Origin of the sequence: Streptomyces sp. NPDC058751 (assembly GCF_042746485.1) — a bacterium.
Lineage (GTDB): Bacteria > Actinomycetota > Actinomycetes > Streptomycetales > Streptomycetaceae > Streptomyces.
In genome coordinates this window covers 1-16,856 of the sequence record NZ_JBHYPZ010000065.1, presented here as the reverse complement: position 1 = coordinate 16,856, position 16,856 = coordinate 1, and the positions used below count along the sequence as shown (strand labels likewise).

Sequence of the window (16,856 nt, the reverse complement as noted above, 5' to 3'; positions counted from 1 at the left end):
TATCCGCGGGCAGCCCCCGGAGGAGGAACCGTGCCACGGTCCGAACGATCACCTTTGCTGCTCGCGGGTCTTCTGGCCACCGCGGGCGTCGCCCACTTCGCCGCGCCCCGGCAGTTCGACGCCACCGTCCCGCGGGTCCTCCCGGGAGCTCCCAGGACCTGGACGTACGTGAGCGGCGCCGCCGAACTCGCCCTGGCGGCCGGGGTGGCGCTCCCCCGCACGCGCCGGGCCGCCGCGCTCGCCACCGCCGCGTTCTTCGTCGGCGTCTTCCCCGCCAACGTCCAGATGGCCGTGGACTGGCGCGACCGTCCCGCGCCCCTGAGGACCGCGGCTCTCGCACGGCTCCCGCTCCAGGTGCCGCTCGTACTGTGGGCGCGCCGAGTCGCCCGGTCCGGAAAGGGACAGTCATGACATCTCAGGTGAACGTGGGCGACCGGGTCGAGGACTTCACGCTCCCGGACGAGACCGGGACGGCGCGGAGCCTGTCCGGGCTGCTGGCCGAGGGGCCGGTGGTCCTCTTCTTCTACCCCGCCGCCCTCACCGCCGGCTGCACCGCCGAGGCGTGCCACTTCCGTGACCTGGCCACCGAGTTCACGGCCGCCGGCGCGCGGCCGGTCGGGATCAGCGGTGACGCGGTCGACCGGCAGCAGGAGTTCGCCGACCGTCACACGCTCGGCTTCCCGCTGCTGTCCGACGCCGACGGAACCGTACGCGAGCGGTTCGGTGTGAAGCGGGGCTTCTCGCTCGCCCCCACCAAGCGGGTCACCTTCGTCATAGGGAAGGACCGCACCGTCCTGGAGGTGGTCCGCAGCGAACTGCGCATGAGCGTCCACGCCGACCGAGCTCTCGCCGCGCTGCGCGAGCACGAGGGCTGAGGGGTCCGGGGCGGCGGTCGCGCGCGGCCCCGGCCGGAGCGAACGGGGCCCGCCCCTATGCGGATGGAGGGCGGGCCCCGTTCACTGCGCCCCATTCTCGGTACGGGCCGCGCCCTCCGACAGGGAGTGCGACCCGGTGACGTGGGGGACGCCGGACACACCCCGTGCGCGCGGCGCGCCTCCCGTGTGCGCCCCCGCTCGCGGGGCGGCCTGTCGGGTGCCCGGCCGAGCGGTCATGCTGGAGTCCGTCAGCCGGACGCACGAGCCACGGAGGCCCCATGACGGACCAGGTCGCACCCCTCGAAGTGAAGCCGGCGGCAGGACACATCGGCGCCGAGATCACGGGGGTCGACCTGGCGGAGCCGCTGGCGGACGAGGTCGTGGCCGCGGTCAGGGCGGCCCTGCTGCGCTGGAAGGTGCTGTTCTTCCGCGGCCAACGGCTCGACCACGCCTCGCACGTCGCCTTCGCGCGCCGCTTCGGAACGCCGGTCCGCCTGCGGTCCCGGGGCAGCGTGTCCCCCGGGGAGTTCCCCGAGGTCGAGACGACGGCCGACCGTCTGGAGCTCGGCGGGCGCTACGGCATGGACCACGAGGAGTGGCTGCGCAGGCGCCGGCACTCGCTGCTGCGCGGATGGCACTGCGACCACGGCGCCCGGGTCGATCCCCCGGCCGCGACGATCCTGCGCGCCGAGACCGTGCCCCCGTACGGCGGGGACACGACCTGGTCGAACCTGGCGGTCGCGTACGCGGGCCTCTCGGCCCCGGTGCGCGCCTTCGTCGACACCCTGCGCGCCGAGCACCGCCTCGGGGTCGGGTACCAGAGCCGGCCGGGCGACGACGCGTACGTCCGTCATCTGCTGGACCGCCAGATCGCCACCGACCACCCGCTGGTGCGGGTGCACCCGGAGACGGGTGAGCGGGTGCTGTTCGTCAACGGCTACTACGTCGAGCAGATCCTCCGGGTGTCCCGGCCGGAGAGCCGGGCGCTGCTCGACATGCTGCTGGAACAGGCGACCCGGCCCGAGTACACGGTCCGCTTCCGGTGGGAGCCGGGCAGTGTCGCCTTCTGGGACAACCGGGCCACCATCCATCTGGCGCCGGGCGACACCGTCCACCTCGACCACCCCCGGGTCATGCACCGGGTGATGCTGGCCGGTGACGTTCCGAGGGGGGTGGACGGTGAGCCGTCGGCGCCGATCACGGGCAGTGGGCCCGGCCGCTGGTGAGCGCGGGCCGTGGGCCGGGAGCGGGTCCCGGGCCGGGAACGCCCGCCGCCGTCAGAAGACGCCCTGCCCGGGTACCAGGATTCCCCGCGGGTCGTAGGTGTGCCGGGCCGTGGCCAGCCGCCGGTACGCGGGCCCGAAGTGCTCGCGCCAGTCCGCCGGGCCGAAGGGGACCGAGCCGACCGGGTAGTGGGTGCCGCCCGCCGCGTGGACGGTGTCGTAGGCGGCCCGGTTGGCCGCGAGGAGCCGGTCGACGGTCGCGGTGTCCTCGGGCGGGGTCGTGCGCAGGACGGCCAGCAGGTAGGACACCGGGTCGTCCGGGGTGCGCAGCAGCGGGGTGCGCAGGTTCTCGCGCAGCACCGGGTACAGCAGGACGACGCCGGGCCCGAGATCGGCCGGGGTGAGGTCCGCCAGCAGGGACCCGGCGAGCGCCGCCGCCGAACGGCCCGGCAGCAGCAGGTTCAGCCAGGGGTGGGCGAAGGCCCACAGGCCCGCTTCCTTGAGGGCGGCGACCGGGCCCGCGAGCCGGTCGAGGAAGTCGTAGTAGCCGAGGTCGCTCTTCTGCACGCCCGCGGGGTCGTGCCGCAGTCCGCGCAGCAGCGCCGTGTCGTCGGGGGCGGGTCCGACGGGCGGACCGTAGGCGACGGCTTCGAGGACGTAGTCGCGGAAGGCACCGCCGGCGTCGGCGGTCACCTGGCCCTCGACGTAGTCGAAACGGCCCTCCTCGACGAGCCGCCGCTGGTCGTCGAGGAACGTGTTCAGGTCGTCGTACGGAAGGAGGTAGTGCCGTACGGTCTCGGGCGCGGGGACCAGGCGCAGTGTGGCGCCGACGATGATCGCGCACTGGCCGAGTCCGGCGAGCACGGCGTGGAACAGGTCGGGGCGGCGCTTCGGGGAGCAGCGGACGAGTTCGCCGGCGCCGGTGACGACCTGGAGTTCCGTCACGTTGTCGACCTGGGCGCCCCGCTGGTGGGTCTGGCCTCCGATGCCGCCGACCGACAGGGTTCCGCCGACGGAGAGTTCGAGGTAGTCGGTGAAGGTGGGCGGGGTGAGTCCGTGGGCCAGGGTCGCGCGGACGACCTCGCTCCACCGGGCTCCCGCGCCGACGGTGACCGTCGTGCTGCCCGGTCCGACCGGGCCGATGGAGGCGAGCGGCGTGGTCTCGACGACCAGCCCGCCGTCGACCTGCGCCTGTCCCTGGGTGGCGTGGCCCTGGCCGCGTGGTGCGACGGACACGCCGTGCTCGTTGCAGAAGCGGACCATGGCGACGACGTCACGCACCGAGCCGGGGCGCAGCACCGCGGCCGGGCGCCGGTGGACGATGTGGCCGTAGTCGTCGGCGTCCGCCGTGAGCGAGGCGTCGTCGGTGTGCACGCCGCCGTCCAGCCGCGGGAGGCCGGCGAGCGGGTGGGGGGCGGTGCCGGTCGTGGTGGCGGCCCAGCTCCGGGTGAAGGGATCGAACCCGACGACCGCGGCGCCGGCAGCGGCGGCGGCGAGGCCCTGAAGTGCGGTACGTCGCGAGGGTGTCCGGGGCATGCGCTTCTCCTGGGGCGGTCGCGTTGAACGATCAACTGGGCGAGAGTGTAAGGGACTTGAGGGACATTCGAGCCCGTTGACACGAACGCGGACCGTGGGGCGCCGGCATCTGGGGAAACGGCCGCGTCCGCCGCCCCTCGGGGGACGGCGGACGCGGTGGACCGGGGGCCGGGGGCCGTCAGCCGGCCGACGGGGCGCCCTTCGGCTCGTCGCCCTCGACGTCGACCGGAGTGCGGCTGTACCCCTGGAGCTCCAGCGGGCCGTTCGCCTGCGCGGCGCCGCTCTCGGGGTTCTGCGCGCCCAGGTTCTGGCGGACCGAATCGAGGATGGTCAGACCCTGGGCGACCAGGCCGGCCGCTATCTCGCCGAGACCGTCGGCGCCGTTGAGGACGTTGACGTTCGCGCCCGCGAGACCGCCGGCCGCCTCCTTGACGATCAGGGGCAGCTGGTCGATCAGCATCCGGTCGAGCGCGACCCGGTCGTGGGAGGCGGCCGCTTCGGCCTGGATCTTCATGCGCTCGGCCTCGGCGACGGCGAGCACCTTGATCCGCTCGGCCTCCGCCTCGGCCGGCCTGACGACCTCGGCGACGAGCTGCTCCTGACGCAGCCGGGCGGCCCGCTGGGCGAGTTCGGTCTGCGCCGCGAGGACCTCCTGCTGGGCGTGTGCCTGGGCGAGGGGGCCCGCCTGGGCCGCCTGCGCCTGGGCGCGGTCCACCTCGGCCGAGTACTCCGCCTTCACGATCGCGGTCTGCCGGGCGTACTCGGCCTGGTTGCGCGCCGCCACCTGCTCCGCCTCGACGGAGGCCTGGGTGGCCTGCGCCTGGGCGATCTGGGCCTGGCGCTGGATGGCCGCCTTGTGCGGCGCGGACATCGCGTCGATGTAGCCGGTGTCGCCGTCGTCGATCGACTGGATCTGGAACGAGTCGACGATCAGGCCGATCTTCGCCATCTCCGTCTTCGAGGTGTCGAGGACCTCTGCGGCGAGCTTCTGCCGCTCGGTGACGATCTCCTCGACCGTCATCGAACCGATGATGGCGCGCAGGTGGCCGGCGAAGATCCGGCCCGTCAGGACCGACATCTGGTCCTGGTCGGACAGGAACCGCTGCCCCGCGTTGACGATGCTCTCGGTGTCGTTGCCGACCTTGAAGGCGATCACGGCGCGGACGTGCAGCGTGATGCCCTGCCTGGTGACGCAGGTCTCGGTGACCTCCGACTCGCACATGGACAGGGTCAGGAAGCGGGTCTTGCGGAAGATCGGCAGCACGAACTTGCCGTGCCCCGTCACCACCCGGAACGGCGCGCCCCCCAGTCCCCGCCTGCCGCCCGAGATCAACATCGCCTCGTCGGGGGCGGGTACGCGATAACCGAACATGTCTTTCCTCCTCAACCGGCGCCGAGGGCGCCGCCGTCCAGCGCGTCCAGTGGATCCGCCCACGCGATGACGTCGACCGTGCGGCATCCCCTGGACTCGATCACGAGCACGGTCGCCCCTTTCGGCAGAGGCTCCCGGGACCAGGCGAGGAAGGTCTCGGATCCGCCTCTCACGCGCACCAGGATCTCGCCGGGACCGGCGGCTCCCCGGGTGCCGATGAGCAGTTCCCCCGTGCAGCCGATCACGGCGTCGTCCTGCACCACAGTCGGCCACCCCCCATCACTCTGAATCTGCCCCCGACCTTAGACCCAGCCGTTCCGGGCCTCGCACGCCCCCCGCCCGTCGGCGGCCCCGGGAAGCCACGCGCGACGGCCCCGGTGAAAGCGCGGGCTCAACTCCTGGTGAAGCGGTAGGTCTTGCTGTCGGTCAGCACGCAGAAGCCCGGGGACACCACGATCACGCGCAGGGTGGCGCTGCGGCGGTCGTAGTCGATGCCCTCCGCCTCGAAGGTGCCCGAGCAGGAGCTGCGCAGCGGCAGCTGACGCAGCGCCGTGACGTGGCCGAAAACGCCGGCCGAGCCGTTCGGTTCGGCGGACAGGTCGATCTGGAGCAGCGGCTTGGTCATGCCGAAGAGCGTTCCGGCGGGGTCGTCGGACGAGCAGAGCAGCCGGGTCGCCGTGACGAAGTCGCAGCCCTGCACGTCACGTACGGCGTGGTCGAGGGCGACGGTGGACGCCAGGGGGAGGTCGGCCGCGGGCGTGGTGGCCGGGTTGACGCCCGGCGTCGGGAACACCAGGAGCCGGCTCATCGTGCCGTACTCGCCGGACACCATCCACGTACCGCTCGGCGCGATGGCGACGAAGGAGTTGTTCGGCGCCTCTCCGGCGTTCAGCTTGTGGACGTACTCCGACCACGCGCCGCCCGGCGCCTGCACGCGGAACATCTTCGCGCCGCCGGAGTCGCTCTGGTACGGCTCCACGTAATAGCCGTTGTACGAGGCGTCCGGGTCGCCCACGTGGTTCCAGCCCCGGGCGCTCACGCCCGCGGGGATCGTGCCGATGCCCGTGTAGTGGTTGGGGCTGCCGGCCGGGACCTCGACGGAGGTCAGGCCCTGGCTCTCGGTCAGCGGGTCGGCGCGGTCGGAACCCACCTCGTTCCAGGTGTCGGCGGCGAAGGCGGGGGCGCCGGTGGCCACGGAGAGGACGGCGGCGGTGGTGAGGGTGACGAGTCCGGCCAGGATCGCGTGACAACGTTGCCGTGCGGACATGCGCATGAAGGGTGCTCCTCGGTGGGAGTGTCCGGTCGGCGCACAGTCTGGCCCGCCGCGATGGTCATGTACAGACCAACACGTGGACGCCGGACGGCGACCACCGGCACAGGGTCGGCGCCGAGCCCGAAGCCGCCACCCCGTCGACCGCGGCCCCGCCCCCGGACGCGACCGGGCCCGGCGGCCCACTCGGGAGGGCGAGTGTGCCACCGGGCCCAGGCCGCCGCCGGATCCGGGCAGGGGACGCCCGGACCCGCGGACCGTCAGCCGTTCACGCAGATGTTTCCGACCGCCGGGTTCAGCAAGGCCACCACGTTGACCGTGTTGCCGCAGACGTTGGCGTCGACGTCCACGGGAATCTGGACGACGTTGCCGGACAGCACTCCGGGACTGTCCCCCGCGACACCGACCACCGGCCCGTTGTCGGCGGCGGCGGTCCCGGCGGTGGCCATCAGGGCCACGCTGGCGAGTCCGGCGGCGGCCATCAGACGAATACGCATTCCAAAGCTCCGTTCGTTCGCAGTGGTGCGAGCTCCTTCACCATCACCTCCGCGAACGGAAGCCGACAATCCAGCGCAGCCGAACGGGGGTTCGCCCGCCGCGGCGCCCGTGGACCGGGCCCGGCGCCGGGCGTGTCGCGCGGGGCGCGCGGAATGCCCGTAGCGTGAATACAGATCCGGTGGAACAGGGAGAGACCATGCCGACCAGCCAGTCCGACACGTCCACGCCCTCCGACGACAGGGCGACCCCCGACGCACTGCTGCACACCGGGACCGAGGGCCCGGTGTCAGCCGAGGACCTCGTCCTCGCCGCGGGTCGCGACGTCACACCGCAGAGCCTCGCCTGGGCCGAGCGAAAGCTCCAGGAGGAAGGCTCCGCGGCGGTCGACAAGCTGCTGCCGTAGGGCGGCGGTGGACCTGCCCGGTCGGCTCCGATGCGGCGGAGCCGGCCGGGGACCGGCGCGCGAGGGGCGGGTCAGGCCTCGGGGCACTCCTTCCAGGCCATGTGGTAGACGGTGCTGATGTCACCGTCCGTCGAGTCCATGGTCATGAAGCTGGAACTGCCGGGCGTCGAGGTGCCCGCGCTGACGCGGAGCTCGGTGTTGATGTTGAAGTTGCGCTGGACACCGCAGGGCGCCCAGACCAGTTGGGCCCAGTCCGTGGTGTCCGTGGCCTGCCAGTCGTCGCTGTAGGGGCCGCGGAAGGGGTGGCTGATGGACGCCGTGTTCGGGGATCCCTGGAAGTAGTACGAGGCCTTCTCCGTGCCGCTGGCCCCCCGCTGGAGCGAGGCGAAGCCGCGGTAGTCGGCGCTCGCGATGGCATAGGTGAAGCCCTGCGGGACATGCACGTTCAGGTTGAGCTGGCAGTTCTTGCGGAAGGCGGTGGGGTCGGCGTTGCCCCCGACCTGGGCGAGGTAGTCGCTGTAGGTCACCGTGAAGGCGGTGTTGTCCGGGGAGACGGCGACGGCCGCCGTCCCTTGGGGACAGCCGGATCCGTTGACCGTGGCGACATCGATGACGATCTTGTCCGGGGGCGGGTCCTGGATACCGGAGGACGGGCTCGACAGGGGAAGCGCTGTGGCGAACAGGGCGGCGATCGCGCCGCCCATGAACAGGCCACCGGCCATGGTGCTCCAATCCGTTGCGTCGGTGTTCCGGCGGCACGTGGACGCGCCGCCGCGAATGGGGGGTGCGGCTCCCCGAACGGACGGGGAACCGTCGCGGACCAGTGCGTTGGACCAAGCGTGACTCATTTGTGCATGCGCATGACAAATACACATGCGCGAGCACTCCCGGCTGTGAAGGAGCTGTGAAGGCCGGGAGCGACGAAATCGTACGTACGGGGGGTCGCGAAGGACAGGGCCATCTCCGGCCAATCGATACGCGCCGTTCACACCCGCAGCCACGCCCCGCGGCCTGTTCACCTCGGTTCCCGCCGCCCTCGGCCCGTCCCGCGGCTCCCGCCACGGCCGTCCCGTCCCACCTCGGCTCACTCCCCCTCGGCCCGTCCCGCGGGGCCCGCCCCGGCCGGCCCGTCCGCCCCGATTCACGCCACCCCCGATTCACGCCACCCCTCGCCCCGCCCCGCGGCCCGCTCGGCGCCCGGCCGGGGCACGGCGCCGTGACGCCCCGGCGTCCGTCACGGGGCGTCCCCGCCGCCACGGCCCGGGACGCGTCCGGACCGCCGCGCCCTCCACTTCCCCGGACGCCACGGCCCGGCCCCCCCGGGCCTCCCGGCCCGGCTCCCCCGGACGAGCCGGGAGGCGGCGGGAGCGCTCGAATCCCCCCGCCCCCTCGGCGCGCCCCGGGCGCCCCTGAGACACTGGGACACATGGATCCACGACACCTGAGACTCGGCCGCCGCCGGATATGGATGAGCAGCGCCGTCTGTTTCCTGGTCCTCGGGCCGCTCGCCTGGTTCTTCGGTGGCTGGATCCCCTTCGCGCTGCTGGCCGTCGCCCTCCTCGTCGCCACCGCGGTCTCGCACTGGCGGGCACCCGTCTGGCTCGCGCCCGCCGTGGCCAAGGGCCAGTCGGAGAGCCGCCGGGACGTCGCCACGTTCTGCGTGGTCATAGCGGTGAGCGGCTACGCCCAGCCGCCCTCGCAGCCCGCCCCCTCCCCCACCGCCCTCGCGGCCCTGCGCCTGGAGGCGTACCGGACCGCCGCCGACGACGACCTCTCCGAGGACCTCCGGCTCCTGGCCGCCGACGCACTGGCCGCGGCGGACCAGGCCAACGCCGAGGACACCCCGGCGGCCTGGCGGGCGGCACGGGCGAGCGCGGAGCGGCTGGCGCACGCCGCGCAGGAGGGCAATCCGTACGTACGGCAGCTGCTCATCCAGTGGGTCGAGGGCAACCCGGCGAGCGACCGGTAGGCGGACGCCCGCGGCGGACGGACGCCGGGACGGCGGTCCCCGCGCCGCACGCGGCCGTCAGGGCCGCTCGAAGAACTGCATCACGCCTCCGGCCGCGAAGCACAACGCTCCCGCGAGGGTGCCCCAGTTCGCGATGTCGACGTTCACGAGACTGCCGGTCGACGGCCGTGTGTAGGCGGCCAGCGCCGAGACGAGGAAGAGCACGGATCCGAACTGGTTGACCGCGACGATCCACCAGCCGAGGTCGCCGGCGAGGACGCGCGGGCGCCCGTGGCAGACCTCGACGACGGCGAGATGGCCGGAGAGCAGGAACAGGACGCAGCCGACCATGTCGGGGGCCCAGATCAGCCGGTCCACCTGCTGGACCGAGAGCCCCTTCAGCAGCGAGTCCACCAGGTTGACGCCGAACACGAGCGTCCCCACGAACAGCAGGAACGTGCTGAGCCAGTCGATCCGGCCCGGCTCGTAGCTCCACCACCGCCAGCGCCGCCCGGCCAGCGCGTCGGACTCGCTGTCGCGACGGGGGGCGTTCACCGCCTGGAGCAGTGAGGCATAGCCCCCCGTGTTGAAGAACAGGCCGCCCGCGAAGTAGATCCAGACGCCCGTCAGCCCCCCCGAGCCGAACTGGCACACCCCGGCCCCGAGGGCGAACAGCAGCCCGCCGACCGTGAACGCGGCCGAGGCGATGGCGTTCAGCCGGCGCAGCCGGGCGATCGACACGGTGTCCGCCCGCCGGGAACGGCCCGCCGCCTCCCCCGGGAGGCGCACGGTGAGCAGGCCGCGCTTACGGGCCAAGCGTGATTCCCAGACCGCGGTACGCCCGTCCACGAGACGCCAGGTCAGCCGGGTCGTGAAGGGACCCGCCCCTTCGGAGCGCGCTTCGGTTCGACTCACTCCGCGACCATAGCCCGGCACGGCGGCGTCCGACGTCAGCCCGCTCCGCCCCCTTTCGGGCGGTTCAGGACTCCGTCTCGCCCCTGAGGAAGTTGCTCACCTGGCAGGCGAGGCTGTCCCGGGCCGTGTCGGGACGCGCGCCCGCGTCGACGGGCGTGTCGTTCTCGATGCCGCCCGCCCAGAGGTAGCGCTCGGTCCACTCGTCGTCGATCTTGAGATGGATCTGGATGTCCATCCGGTTCAGGACGGCCTCGGGGCCGGCCGCGAAGAGGACCGCGGTGGCCCGGCGCAGGGGATAGATGTCGTATCCCTCGATGAACTGGGAGTTCCGCCAGTCGAGGAAGGCGCTCTCTCCGTCGGCGCCGACACGGATGTCGATCTGGCCGTCTTCGAGGTGGATGCCGACGTGTTCGGCGGCACGGTTCTCGACGGTCACCCGGAATCGGAAATAGGTGAGTTCGTCGGCGGCCTCGTCCCGCCCTTTCGGGGGTTCCGCCTTTTCCACCCCATGAACGCGAACACGCAGGCCGGCCTGCTCGTCGTACTCCTGCCAGTCCCCGACCACGTTCGGTTCGCGCACAGTCCACCTCTCCACTTCAGAGAGCTGTTCCTATCTGTGCCCTCAACGAAGTGTCAAATGCGCCGAACATACCGTGGCCAGCGATTTCACCCTTTCATGATCGGTGATCAAGCCGTGCCCAGCCAGAATCTTTCCGCACCACCCGAACGGGGCATTTCCGCACGTGCTGCACATCACGTTCCCCGGGCGCCTCACACGTCGTCGCGCAGGCTCCGCAGCCGTTCGTCGAGCGGGCCGGGTCCGACGTCCCTCCGCCGCTCGTCGACGGTGCCGGGCCCGCGCAGGGGACAGGGGCGCAGGGCGGCCGGGCGAGGCGGGTGCGCCGACCCGGCCGGTGGCCGGCCGGCCGTGCCGCCGGACGACCACCGCGAGTGCTTCCGCGTTCGCCGCCCGGCACGTGCGGAGGAGCTCGCGCCGCGGTCCGGCGGGACGGTCACGCGCCCGGCGCATCGGGCCGCGTTCCTCGTCGGCCCGGCGTACGAGCTCGCCCGCGAGGGCCCTGGCGAGCTCCGGGACCATCGGCGCGGCGTCCCCGCCCACGGGGCGCGCCCCGGCGTCCTGTTAATTTCGGAACGATCTGCATCACTCTGTCCCTTTCATCGGCCGCGTGGCACACTGCCCCCCGAGACGGCCGTTCCGGGAGGTGGGACGTGGGCGAGAACCGCTCCGGCGGCAGCGCGCCGACCGTCCTGCGCATGGTCCTCGGAAAACGGCTTCGGCAGCTGCGGGAACGGGCGGGCGTCTCCTTCGAGGAGGCGGCGCGCGCCATCGAGGTGACGGCTCTGACGGTCCGCAGGATCGAGAAGGCCGAGGTGGGGCTCCGCATCCCGTACGTGCGGGAGCTGCTCCGCGTCTACGGGGTTCCCGCGGCGGAGACCGACGACTTCCTCGCCCTGGCCAGGGAGGCCAACCGGCCCGGCTGGTGGTACACGTACCGCGACGTCCTGCCGGACTGGTTCAGCGCCTACGTGAGTCTGGAGAGCGAGGCCAGCGTCATCCGTCTCTACGAACCCCACTACGTCCCGGGCCTGTTGCAGACGCACGACTACGCCACGGCCCTGATGCGCGCCGGTTTCCCGAGCGGGACGGGGAAGGACATCGCCCGTCGCGTCGCCCTGCGGATGAGACGCCAGGACCTGCTGGCCAAACCGGAGGCCCCGGCGCTCTGGGCGATCCTGGACGAGACGGTGCTGCGTCGGCCGGTGGGCGGACCCGAGGTGATGCGGGCCCAGTTCGACCGGCTGGACGAGGCCCTGGACATGCCGAAGGTCCGGATCCAGATCATGCGCTTCGAGGCGGGCGCCCACCCGGGCGCGTTCGGCCCGTTCCACCACTTCCGCTTCGGCTTCTGCGAACTCCCCGACATCGTCTACACGGAGAGCCTGGCGGGCGCGGTCTACGTCGACCGGCCCGACGACGTCGTCAGCCATCTCGAGGTACTGGACCGGATGTCCGTGCAGGCGGAGCCGGTCACCCGGACCAGGGCCATCCTGGGCGAACTGCGTGAGGAGTTGTGATCCATGGGACCCGTGCACAACGGCATGCCCGCGGCCGGCCTGGGAACGGAGGGCTGGCACAAGCCCTGGAGCGGCACCAACGGCGGAAGCTGCGTCGAGGCCAAGCGGCTTCCCGACGGGAGCGTCGCGCTGCGCCAGTCGCGGGACCCCGAGGGACCCGCGCTGATCTGGTCCCGTGAGGAGATGGCCGCGTTCATCGAGGGAGCCAAGTCGGGACAGGCCGACTTCCTGATCGCCTGAAGGAGATCCGCGCCGCACCGCCTGGGACCGCGACCGCACCCCCTGACCGGACAACCCGCACGCACCCTCCCGCCGTGCGGGTTGTCCTCCCCACACCGGCCGGACCGCTCGTCCCGGGCGGTCCACCAACTCGGCTCACCCGTCCGCCCGTTGTCGACGGCGTGGGGAACCGACCGCGTGACGCACGGCAGGAGAACTCCGATGGCCGACCGATCCGCCCCCGACCGGGACGCACTGTCCAAGATCGACACGACGGTGCCGCACTCGGCCCGCATCTGGAACTACTGGATGGGCGGGAAGGACAACTACGAGGTGGACCGGGCCGCCGGTGACGCGTACCGCGAAGTCGCCCCGAACATCGAGACGATGGCCCGCGCCTCGCGCGGCTACCTGATCCGTACCGTCACCTTCGTGGCGGGCGAGCTCGGCATCCGCCAGTTCCTCGACATCGGCACCGGCCTGCCCACGTACGACAACACCCACCAGGTGGCCCAGCGCGTCGCGCCCGAGTCCCGCATCGTGTACGTGGACAACGACCCGCTGGTACTGCGCCACGCCCAGGCGCTGCTGACGAGCACGCCCGAGGGCGTCACCGACTACATCGACGCGGATCTGCGCGAGCCCGAAAGGATCGTCGAGGCGGCGTCCCGGACCCTCGACTTCTCCCGGCCGGTCGCCCTGATGCTGATGGGCATCCTCGGCCACGTCCAGGACTACGAGGAGGCCAGGGCGGTCGTCCGCCGTCTCCACGGGGCGCTGCCCTCCGGCAGCTGCTTCGTGCACTACGACAGCACGGACACGGACGCGGCGCTCAAGGAGGCCCAGCAGGGCTACGACGACACGGGGGCGGTCCCGTACGTGCTGCGCAGCCCCGAGCGGATCGCCGCGTTCCACGAGGGCCTCGAACCGGTCGAACCCGGCATCGTGTCCTGCCCCTTGTGGCGTCCGGGGCCCGGTGAGCGGCCCGAGCCCACGGACGTCCACGGGGGCGTGTCCCGCAAACCGTGAACGGACCCGCCCGGCAGGTCAGTCGTTCGACTCCGGCTCGATGTTCTGGTTGAACCGGAACAGGTTGGCGGGGTCGTACACGGCCTTCAGCCCGGCCAGACGCCCGTAGTTGTCGCGGTAGCTGGCCCGCACCCGCTCCTGGTCCTCGGCCATCACCATGTTGACGTACGCGCCGCCCGCCGAGTACGGGTGGAGGGCGTCGGAGTAGTCGACGCTCCACCGCTTGACCACCTCGGCGTTGGCCGGATCGGAGTCCACGCCGGCGTAGACGGCGGCCCAGCCCGAGTTGCGGTAGGCCCAGGCGGTGTCCGCCGGGCCGACGTCGTGGACGGCCCCGTCGATGGGGTACAGGTGCATCGTCGACTTCCAGGTCGGCATCTCGGCGCCGAACTTGGCGTGCAGGTCGACGGCCTCGCCGGGGAGTTCGTCGACGAAGTCCGCCCGCCAGTACCACTGGTCGCCGGGCGGGTAGACGCCGTCGAACGCGGACTGGATGGCCGGGTGCGGCATCGGCGCGGGGCCGTGCAGCAGGGGCTCGGGCAGGGCGTCGAGCAGCGGGGCCATGTCCCGGGCCGCCGCCTCGGTGTCGTCCCCGACCCGGCACCACAGCACGCCGCAGACCTTCTTCAGATGCAGTTCCTCGGGGAACGGGGGCCCCGGCGGGACCGAGCCGAAGAGGAAGAAGCCACCGAGTTCACGCGGCGCGTGGGGGATGAAGTCACGGTAGGCGGCGAGGACTTCGGCGCCGAGTTCGACGGGCCAGAAGGTGGGACCCGCGACGACCGTGCTCACTTCGTGCAGCCGGAAGAGGAACGAGGTGACGACGCCGAAGTTGCCGCCGCCGCCGCGGACGGCCCAGTAGAGGTCGGTGTTCTCGTCGGCGTTGGCGCGGACGGACTCACCGCTCGCCAGGACCAGTTCGGTCTCCAGCAGGTTGTCGACGGCCAGCCCGAACTTGCGGGTGAGGTGGCCGAGGCCGCCGCCGAGGGTGATGCCGCCGACCCCGGTGGTGGAGATGATGCCGCTCGGTGTGGCGAGGCCGTGCTCGTGGGTGGCGCGGTCGACCTCGCCCAGGAGGCAGCCGCCGCCGACGCGTACCGTGCGGGCCGCCGGATCGACGTCGATGTCCTTCAGCGGGGAGAGGTCGAGGACCACTCCGTCGTCGCAGGTGCTCAGGCCCGCCCCGTGATGGCCGCCGCCGCGCACCGCGAGCGGGAGGGCGTGGTCACGCGCGAAGCCGATGACCAGGGCGACGTCCTCCGGAGAGGTGCAGCGCGCCACCAGGGCGGGCCGCCGGTCGATCATCGCGTTGTAGACGGCACGCGCCTCGTCGTACCCGGAATCCTCCGGGCCGATCAACTGCCCCTTGAATCCGGAGAGTTCCTGGCGTGCCGCTTGTACCGGTGTTGTGGACATGTGCATCCCCGTATCTGGGGACCGCCCCAGGTCCGGCATCCGGGCCGTGGACCGGCTCCCCGCCTCTGGGTCCGATGTGCCCGTTTCAGCCCGATCAATGACCAGCCTAACCCCGTGCCATCCGGCTGGCTCGACGACCCGGGCCGCCCCCGACGCGCCGGCCGGAGGCAGCGGGACGGGCAGACACGGCGGGACGGACGTCGCCGGGCGTCACGGCGGGGCGGGACGGACGGTCACCCGTGGAAGGCGACCGGCCCGGTCTCCTCCCGTCCGGCGGCGAGCGCCGGCTCCGGCAGCACCGCGTACAGAGGTGTCGCACGCGCCTCGCGCAGACAGGGCGCGGGCACCGGCGGATCCAGCGGCGCGTGGTCGGCGGCGCGGGCCCGCCACGAGGACCAGATGATCTTTCCGCCGGCGTCCGTGGCACAGCAGCCCCAGCCGTCGCTCAGCGCGGCGATCTGGGCCAGGCTTCCCTGGGGCACCCGGTGCGGGCCGATGTCCTGGCTGTTGTCCGAGACGGCGGCGAACAGACGTCGTCCGTTCCACCACATCTCGATCGTCGTGTTCTTGTCCGCCGAGTGCCGCTCGACCGTGCGGAGCAGTGCTTCCGCGCAGCGGCAGACGGACTCGGCGAGATTCTCCAGGTTCCAGTACCTGAGGTGCGCGGCCAGGATCCGCCCGACCTGCCCGACCTTTTCCTCGCTGAGCTCCACATCCAGGTGGTAGTAGCAGGGAACTGCGGCTTTCATCTCGTTGGCTCCTCACCGGCGAAGCTCTCGCTCCTCCTCGCCCCCTGCGGGACCGGGCCCCGATTGCGAAGCGTGAGCGCCGATCGCTCCTGAGTCACCCTCAGCATGAGAGTGCTACTCCATTCGTGCAACCCGAGCACGGACCGTGTGGTTGAAGAGCCAACAAGACGCTCGGTCGCCGTACGGGCACCATGAGTGAGGGTGTCGCTCCGTGACGGACCGGCTTCCCCTCGCGTACGGCCCTCATCCGCCGGCCAGGCGAGCCGTGCGCGCTCGAGAGATCGGGAAGGTGACCAGCGTGATGCTGCTGCCTGCCAAAGCCGAGGTCGCCCGACACCTGGAGCGCTACCGGGCGTGGGAACGCCTGCTTCTCGCGACTCCCGCCGACCGCGTGGTGCGGGGGAACTTCGAGAACACCGGGTACACCCTGTGCGTCCTGATGGGGAAGCGGTGCGCGCGGGAGGCGGCGAACGCCGCCGAGGTCTACCTGCAGGACGTTCCTGCACGGATCTGAACGGCGGTCCCAGGGGCCGCACCGAGAGGGCCTTTCGCGGCGACGGCGATTCGGGCCCGGAACCGCGGAGGCGAGACGCATGGACGCGATCATGGACGCGAACCCTACGATCGGCCGCACACCCGTCATGGATGTGCGGCCGGTCGTCGATTGCGGCAGACGGCCCGCCAAAGCGGTTGTGGGCGAGACCTTCGAGGTGACCGCCACCCTTTTCGGTGAAGGCCATGACACCGTCGGCGCGAATGTCGTCCTGGCCGATCCGGACGGCCGCCCCGGCCCGTGGACGCCGATGCGCGAGCTGGCCCCCGGCACCGACCGCTGGGGCGCCCCGGTCACTCCGACGGGCACGGGCCGCTGGACGTACACGGTGGAGGCGTGGAGCGACCCGGTGACCGGGTGGCGGCGCTCCGCCGAGATCAAGGTTCCCGCCGGGATCGACGTCGGGCTGGTGCTGGAGGAGGGCGCCGCGCTCCACGAGCGGGCCGCCGCGGGCGTGCCCGGCACCGCCGGCCGGGACACGGTCCTGGCCGCCGCGGCCACCCTGCGCGACGACCGCCTGCCCCCGGCCGAGCGGTTCGCGGCGGCCCTGGCCCCCGAGGTGGCGGCCGTCCTCGCGGGGCATCCGCTGCGCGAACGGCTCACCCGCTCCCTGCCGTTGCCGTTGCTGGTGGAGCGGGAGCGGGCGCTGTACGGGGCGTGGTACGAGTTCTTCCCGCGTTCGGAGAGCGGGCAGACGGATCCCGCGGTGCACGGCACGTTCCGTACGGCGGCCGAACGGCTTCCGGCGATCGC

Annotated in this window: 19 protein-coding genes and 1 pseudogene; 10 read left to right on the top strand and 10 right to left on the bottom strand. The window is 72.4% G+C overall.

Annotation, left to right across the window (positions count from 1 at the left end):
* Window positions 1–30 precede the first annotated feature (30 nt).
* The 3 genes from ACFW6B_RS38340 to ACFW6B_RS38330 all read left to right on the top strand — a co-directional run bounded on the left by ACFW6B_RS38340 (window position 31) and on the right by ACFW6B_RS38330 (window position 2,101).
* Window positions 31–411, top strand: a complete 381-nt coding sequence (locus tag ACFW6B_RS38340) for a DoxX family protein (RefSeq protein ID WP_386603999.1) — start codon at window positions 31–33, stop codon at window positions 409–411.
* Complete coding sequence (locus tag ACFW6B_RS38335; RefSeq protein ID WP_386603997.1) at window positions 408–875, top strand: peroxiredoxin; 468 nt, start codon at window positions 408–410, stop codon at window positions 873–875. The genes ACFW6B_RS38340 and ACFW6B_RS38335 overlap by 4 nt, the downstream gene beginning before the upstream one ends.
* 278 nt (window positions 876–1,153) lie before the next feature.
* On the top strand, window positions 1,154–2,101 hold the full coding sequence (locus ACFW6B_RS38330; RefSeq protein ID WP_386603995.1) for a TauD/TfdA dioxygenase family protein: 948 nt from the start codon (window positions 1,154–1,156) through the stop codon (window positions 2,099–2,101).
* Between the two features lie 51 nt (window positions 2,102–2,152).
* Here the strand turns inward: ACFW6B_RS38330 and ACFW6B_RS38325 are convergent, their stop codons facing one another.
* The 5 genes from ACFW6B_RS38325 to ACFW6B_RS38305 form a co-directional block, all read right to left on the bottom strand.
* Window positions 2,153–3,634 (bottom strand): FAD-binding protein, encoded by a 1,482-nt coding sequence (locus ACFW6B_RS38325; protein ID WP_386603993.1) that lies wholly within the window; start codon window positions 3,632–3,634, stop codon window positions 2,153–2,155.
* A 178-nt stretch (window positions 3,635–3,812) separates the two neighbouring features.
* The gene (locus ACFW6B_RS38320; protein WP_386603992.1) at window positions 3,813–5,006 is read right to left on the bottom strand and encodes an SPFH domain-containing protein; all 1,194 of its coding nucleotides are present in this window, start codon (window positions 5,004–5,006) and stop codon (window positions 3,813–3,815) included.
* Between the two features lie 11 nt (window positions 5,007–5,017).
* Window positions 5,018–5,269, bottom strand: coding sequence for a hypothetical protein (locus ACFW6B_RS38315; RefSeq protein WP_386603990.1), 252 nt, complete (start codon window positions 5,267–5,269; stop codon window positions 5,018–5,020).
* A gap of 128 nt (window positions 5,270–5,397) precedes the next feature.
* Window positions 5,398–6,279 carry a hypothetical protein gene (locus ACFW6B_RS38310; protein WP_386603988.1) on the bottom strand — a complete coding sequence of 294 codons (882 nt, stop codon included), beginning with the start codon at window positions 6,277–6,279 and terminating at the stop codon, window positions 5,398–5,400.
* A gap of 257 nt (window positions 6,280–6,536) precedes the next feature.
* Entirely contained in the window at window positions 6,537–6,773 is a 237-nt protein-coding gene (locus tag ACFW6B_RS38305; RefSeq protein ID WP_386603986.1) for a chaplin, read from the bottom strand.
* A 197-nt stretch (window positions 6,774–6,970) separates the two neighbouring features.
* Between ACFW6B_RS38305 and ACFW6B_RS38300 the strand changes: the two genes are divergently transcribed.
* The gene (locus tag ACFW6B_RS38300) at window positions 6,971–7,177 is read left to right on the top strand and encodes a hypothetical protein (protein WP_386603984.1); all 207 of its coding nucleotides are present in this window, start codon (window positions 6,971–6,973) and stop codon (window positions 7,175–7,177) included.
* A 71-nt stretch (window positions 7,178–7,248) separates the two neighbouring features.
* On the opposite strand, the gene ACFW6B_RS38295 is transcribed toward ACFW6B_RS38300, so the two are convergent.
* The gene (locus ACFW6B_RS38295; protein ID WP_386603982.1) at window positions 7,249–7,899 is read right to left on the bottom strand and encodes a DUF4360 domain-containing protein; all 651 of its coding nucleotides are present in this window, start codon (window positions 7,897–7,899) and stop codon (window positions 7,249–7,251) included.
* 704 nt (window positions 7,900–8,603) lie between these two features.
* On the opposite strand from ACFW6B_RS38295, the gene ACFW6B_RS38290 reads away from it, so the two are divergent.
* Window positions 8,604–9,146 (top strand): hypothetical protein, encoded by a 543-nt coding sequence (locus tag ACFW6B_RS38290; protein ID WP_386603980.1) that lies wholly within the window; start codon window positions 8,604–8,606, stop codon window positions 9,144–9,146.
* Between the two features lie 57 nt (window positions 9,147–9,203).
* Here the strand turns inward: ACFW6B_RS38290 and ACFW6B_RS38285 are convergent, their stop codons facing one another.
* Entirely contained in the window at window positions 9,204–10,040 is an 837-nt protein-coding gene (locus ACFW6B_RS38285) for a hypothetical protein (protein ID WP_386603979.1), read from the bottom strand.
* Between the two features lie 64 nt (window positions 10,041–10,104).
* Window positions 10,105–10,620, bottom strand: a complete 516-nt coding sequence (locus tag ACFW6B_RS38280) for a hypothetical protein (protein ID WP_386603977.1) — start codon at window positions 10,618–10,620, stop codon at window positions 10,105–10,107.
* 695 nt (window positions 10,621–11,315) lie between these two features.
* On the opposite strand from ACFW6B_RS38280, the gene ACFW6B_RS38275 reads away from it, so the two are divergent.
* The 3 genes from ACFW6B_RS38275 to ACFW6B_RS38265 all read left to right on the top strand — a co-directional run bounded on the left by ACFW6B_RS38275 (window position 11,316) and on the right by ACFW6B_RS38265 (window position 13,385).
* Complete coding sequence (locus ACFW6B_RS38275) at window positions 11,316–12,137, top strand: helix-turn-helix domain-containing protein (RefSeq protein WP_386604042.1); 822 nt, start codon at window positions 11,316–11,318, stop codon at window positions 12,135–12,137.
* Between the two features lie 3 nt (window positions 12,138–12,140).
* The gene (locus ACFW6B_RS38270; protein ID WP_386603975.1) at window positions 12,141–12,377 is read left to right on the top strand and encodes a DUF397 domain-containing protein; all 237 of its coding nucleotides are present in this window, start codon (window positions 12,141–12,143) and stop codon (window positions 12,375–12,377) included.
* A gap of 201 nt (window positions 12,378–12,578) precedes the next feature.
* A complete protein-coding gene (locus tag ACFW6B_RS38265; RefSeq protein ID WP_386603973.1) occupies window positions 12,579–13,385 on the top strand; it encodes an SAM-dependent methyltransferase in 807 nt (268 codons plus the stop codon).
* A gap of 18 nt (window positions 13,386–13,403) precedes the next feature.
* Here the strand turns inward: ACFW6B_RS38265 and ACFW6B_RS38260 are convergent, their stop codons facing one another.
* On the bottom strand, window positions 13,404–14,801 hold the full coding sequence (locus ACFW6B_RS38260; RefSeq protein ID WP_386603971.1) for an FAD-binding oxidoreductase: 1,398 nt from the start codon (window positions 14,799–14,801) through the stop codon (window positions 13,404–13,406).
* 233 nt (window positions 14,802–15,034) lie between these two features.
* Window positions 15,035–15,550 carry a pep a2 gene (locus ACFW6B_RS38255; RefSeq protein ID WP_386603969.1) on the bottom strand — a complete coding sequence of 172 codons (516 nt, stop codon included), beginning with the start codon at window positions 15,548–15,550 and terminating at the stop codon, window positions 15,035–15,037.
* Window positions 15,551–15,851: 301 nt separating this feature from the next.
* On the opposite strand from ACFW6B_RS38255, the pseudogene ACFW6B_RS38250 reads away from it, so the two are divergent.
* Both ACFW6B_RS38250 and ACFW6B_RS38245 read left to right on the top strand, forming a co-directional pair.
* A pseudogene (locus tag ACFW6B_RS38250) lies at window positions 15,852–16,043 on the top strand (DUF5133 domain-containing protein); the annotation flags it as partial.
* A gap of 112 nt (window positions 16,044–16,155) precedes the next feature.
* Window positions 16,156–16,856: maltotransferase domain-containing protein (locus ACFW6B_RS38245; RefSeq protein WP_386603967.1), on the top strand; the 701-nt coding region annotated here is incomplete at its 3' end.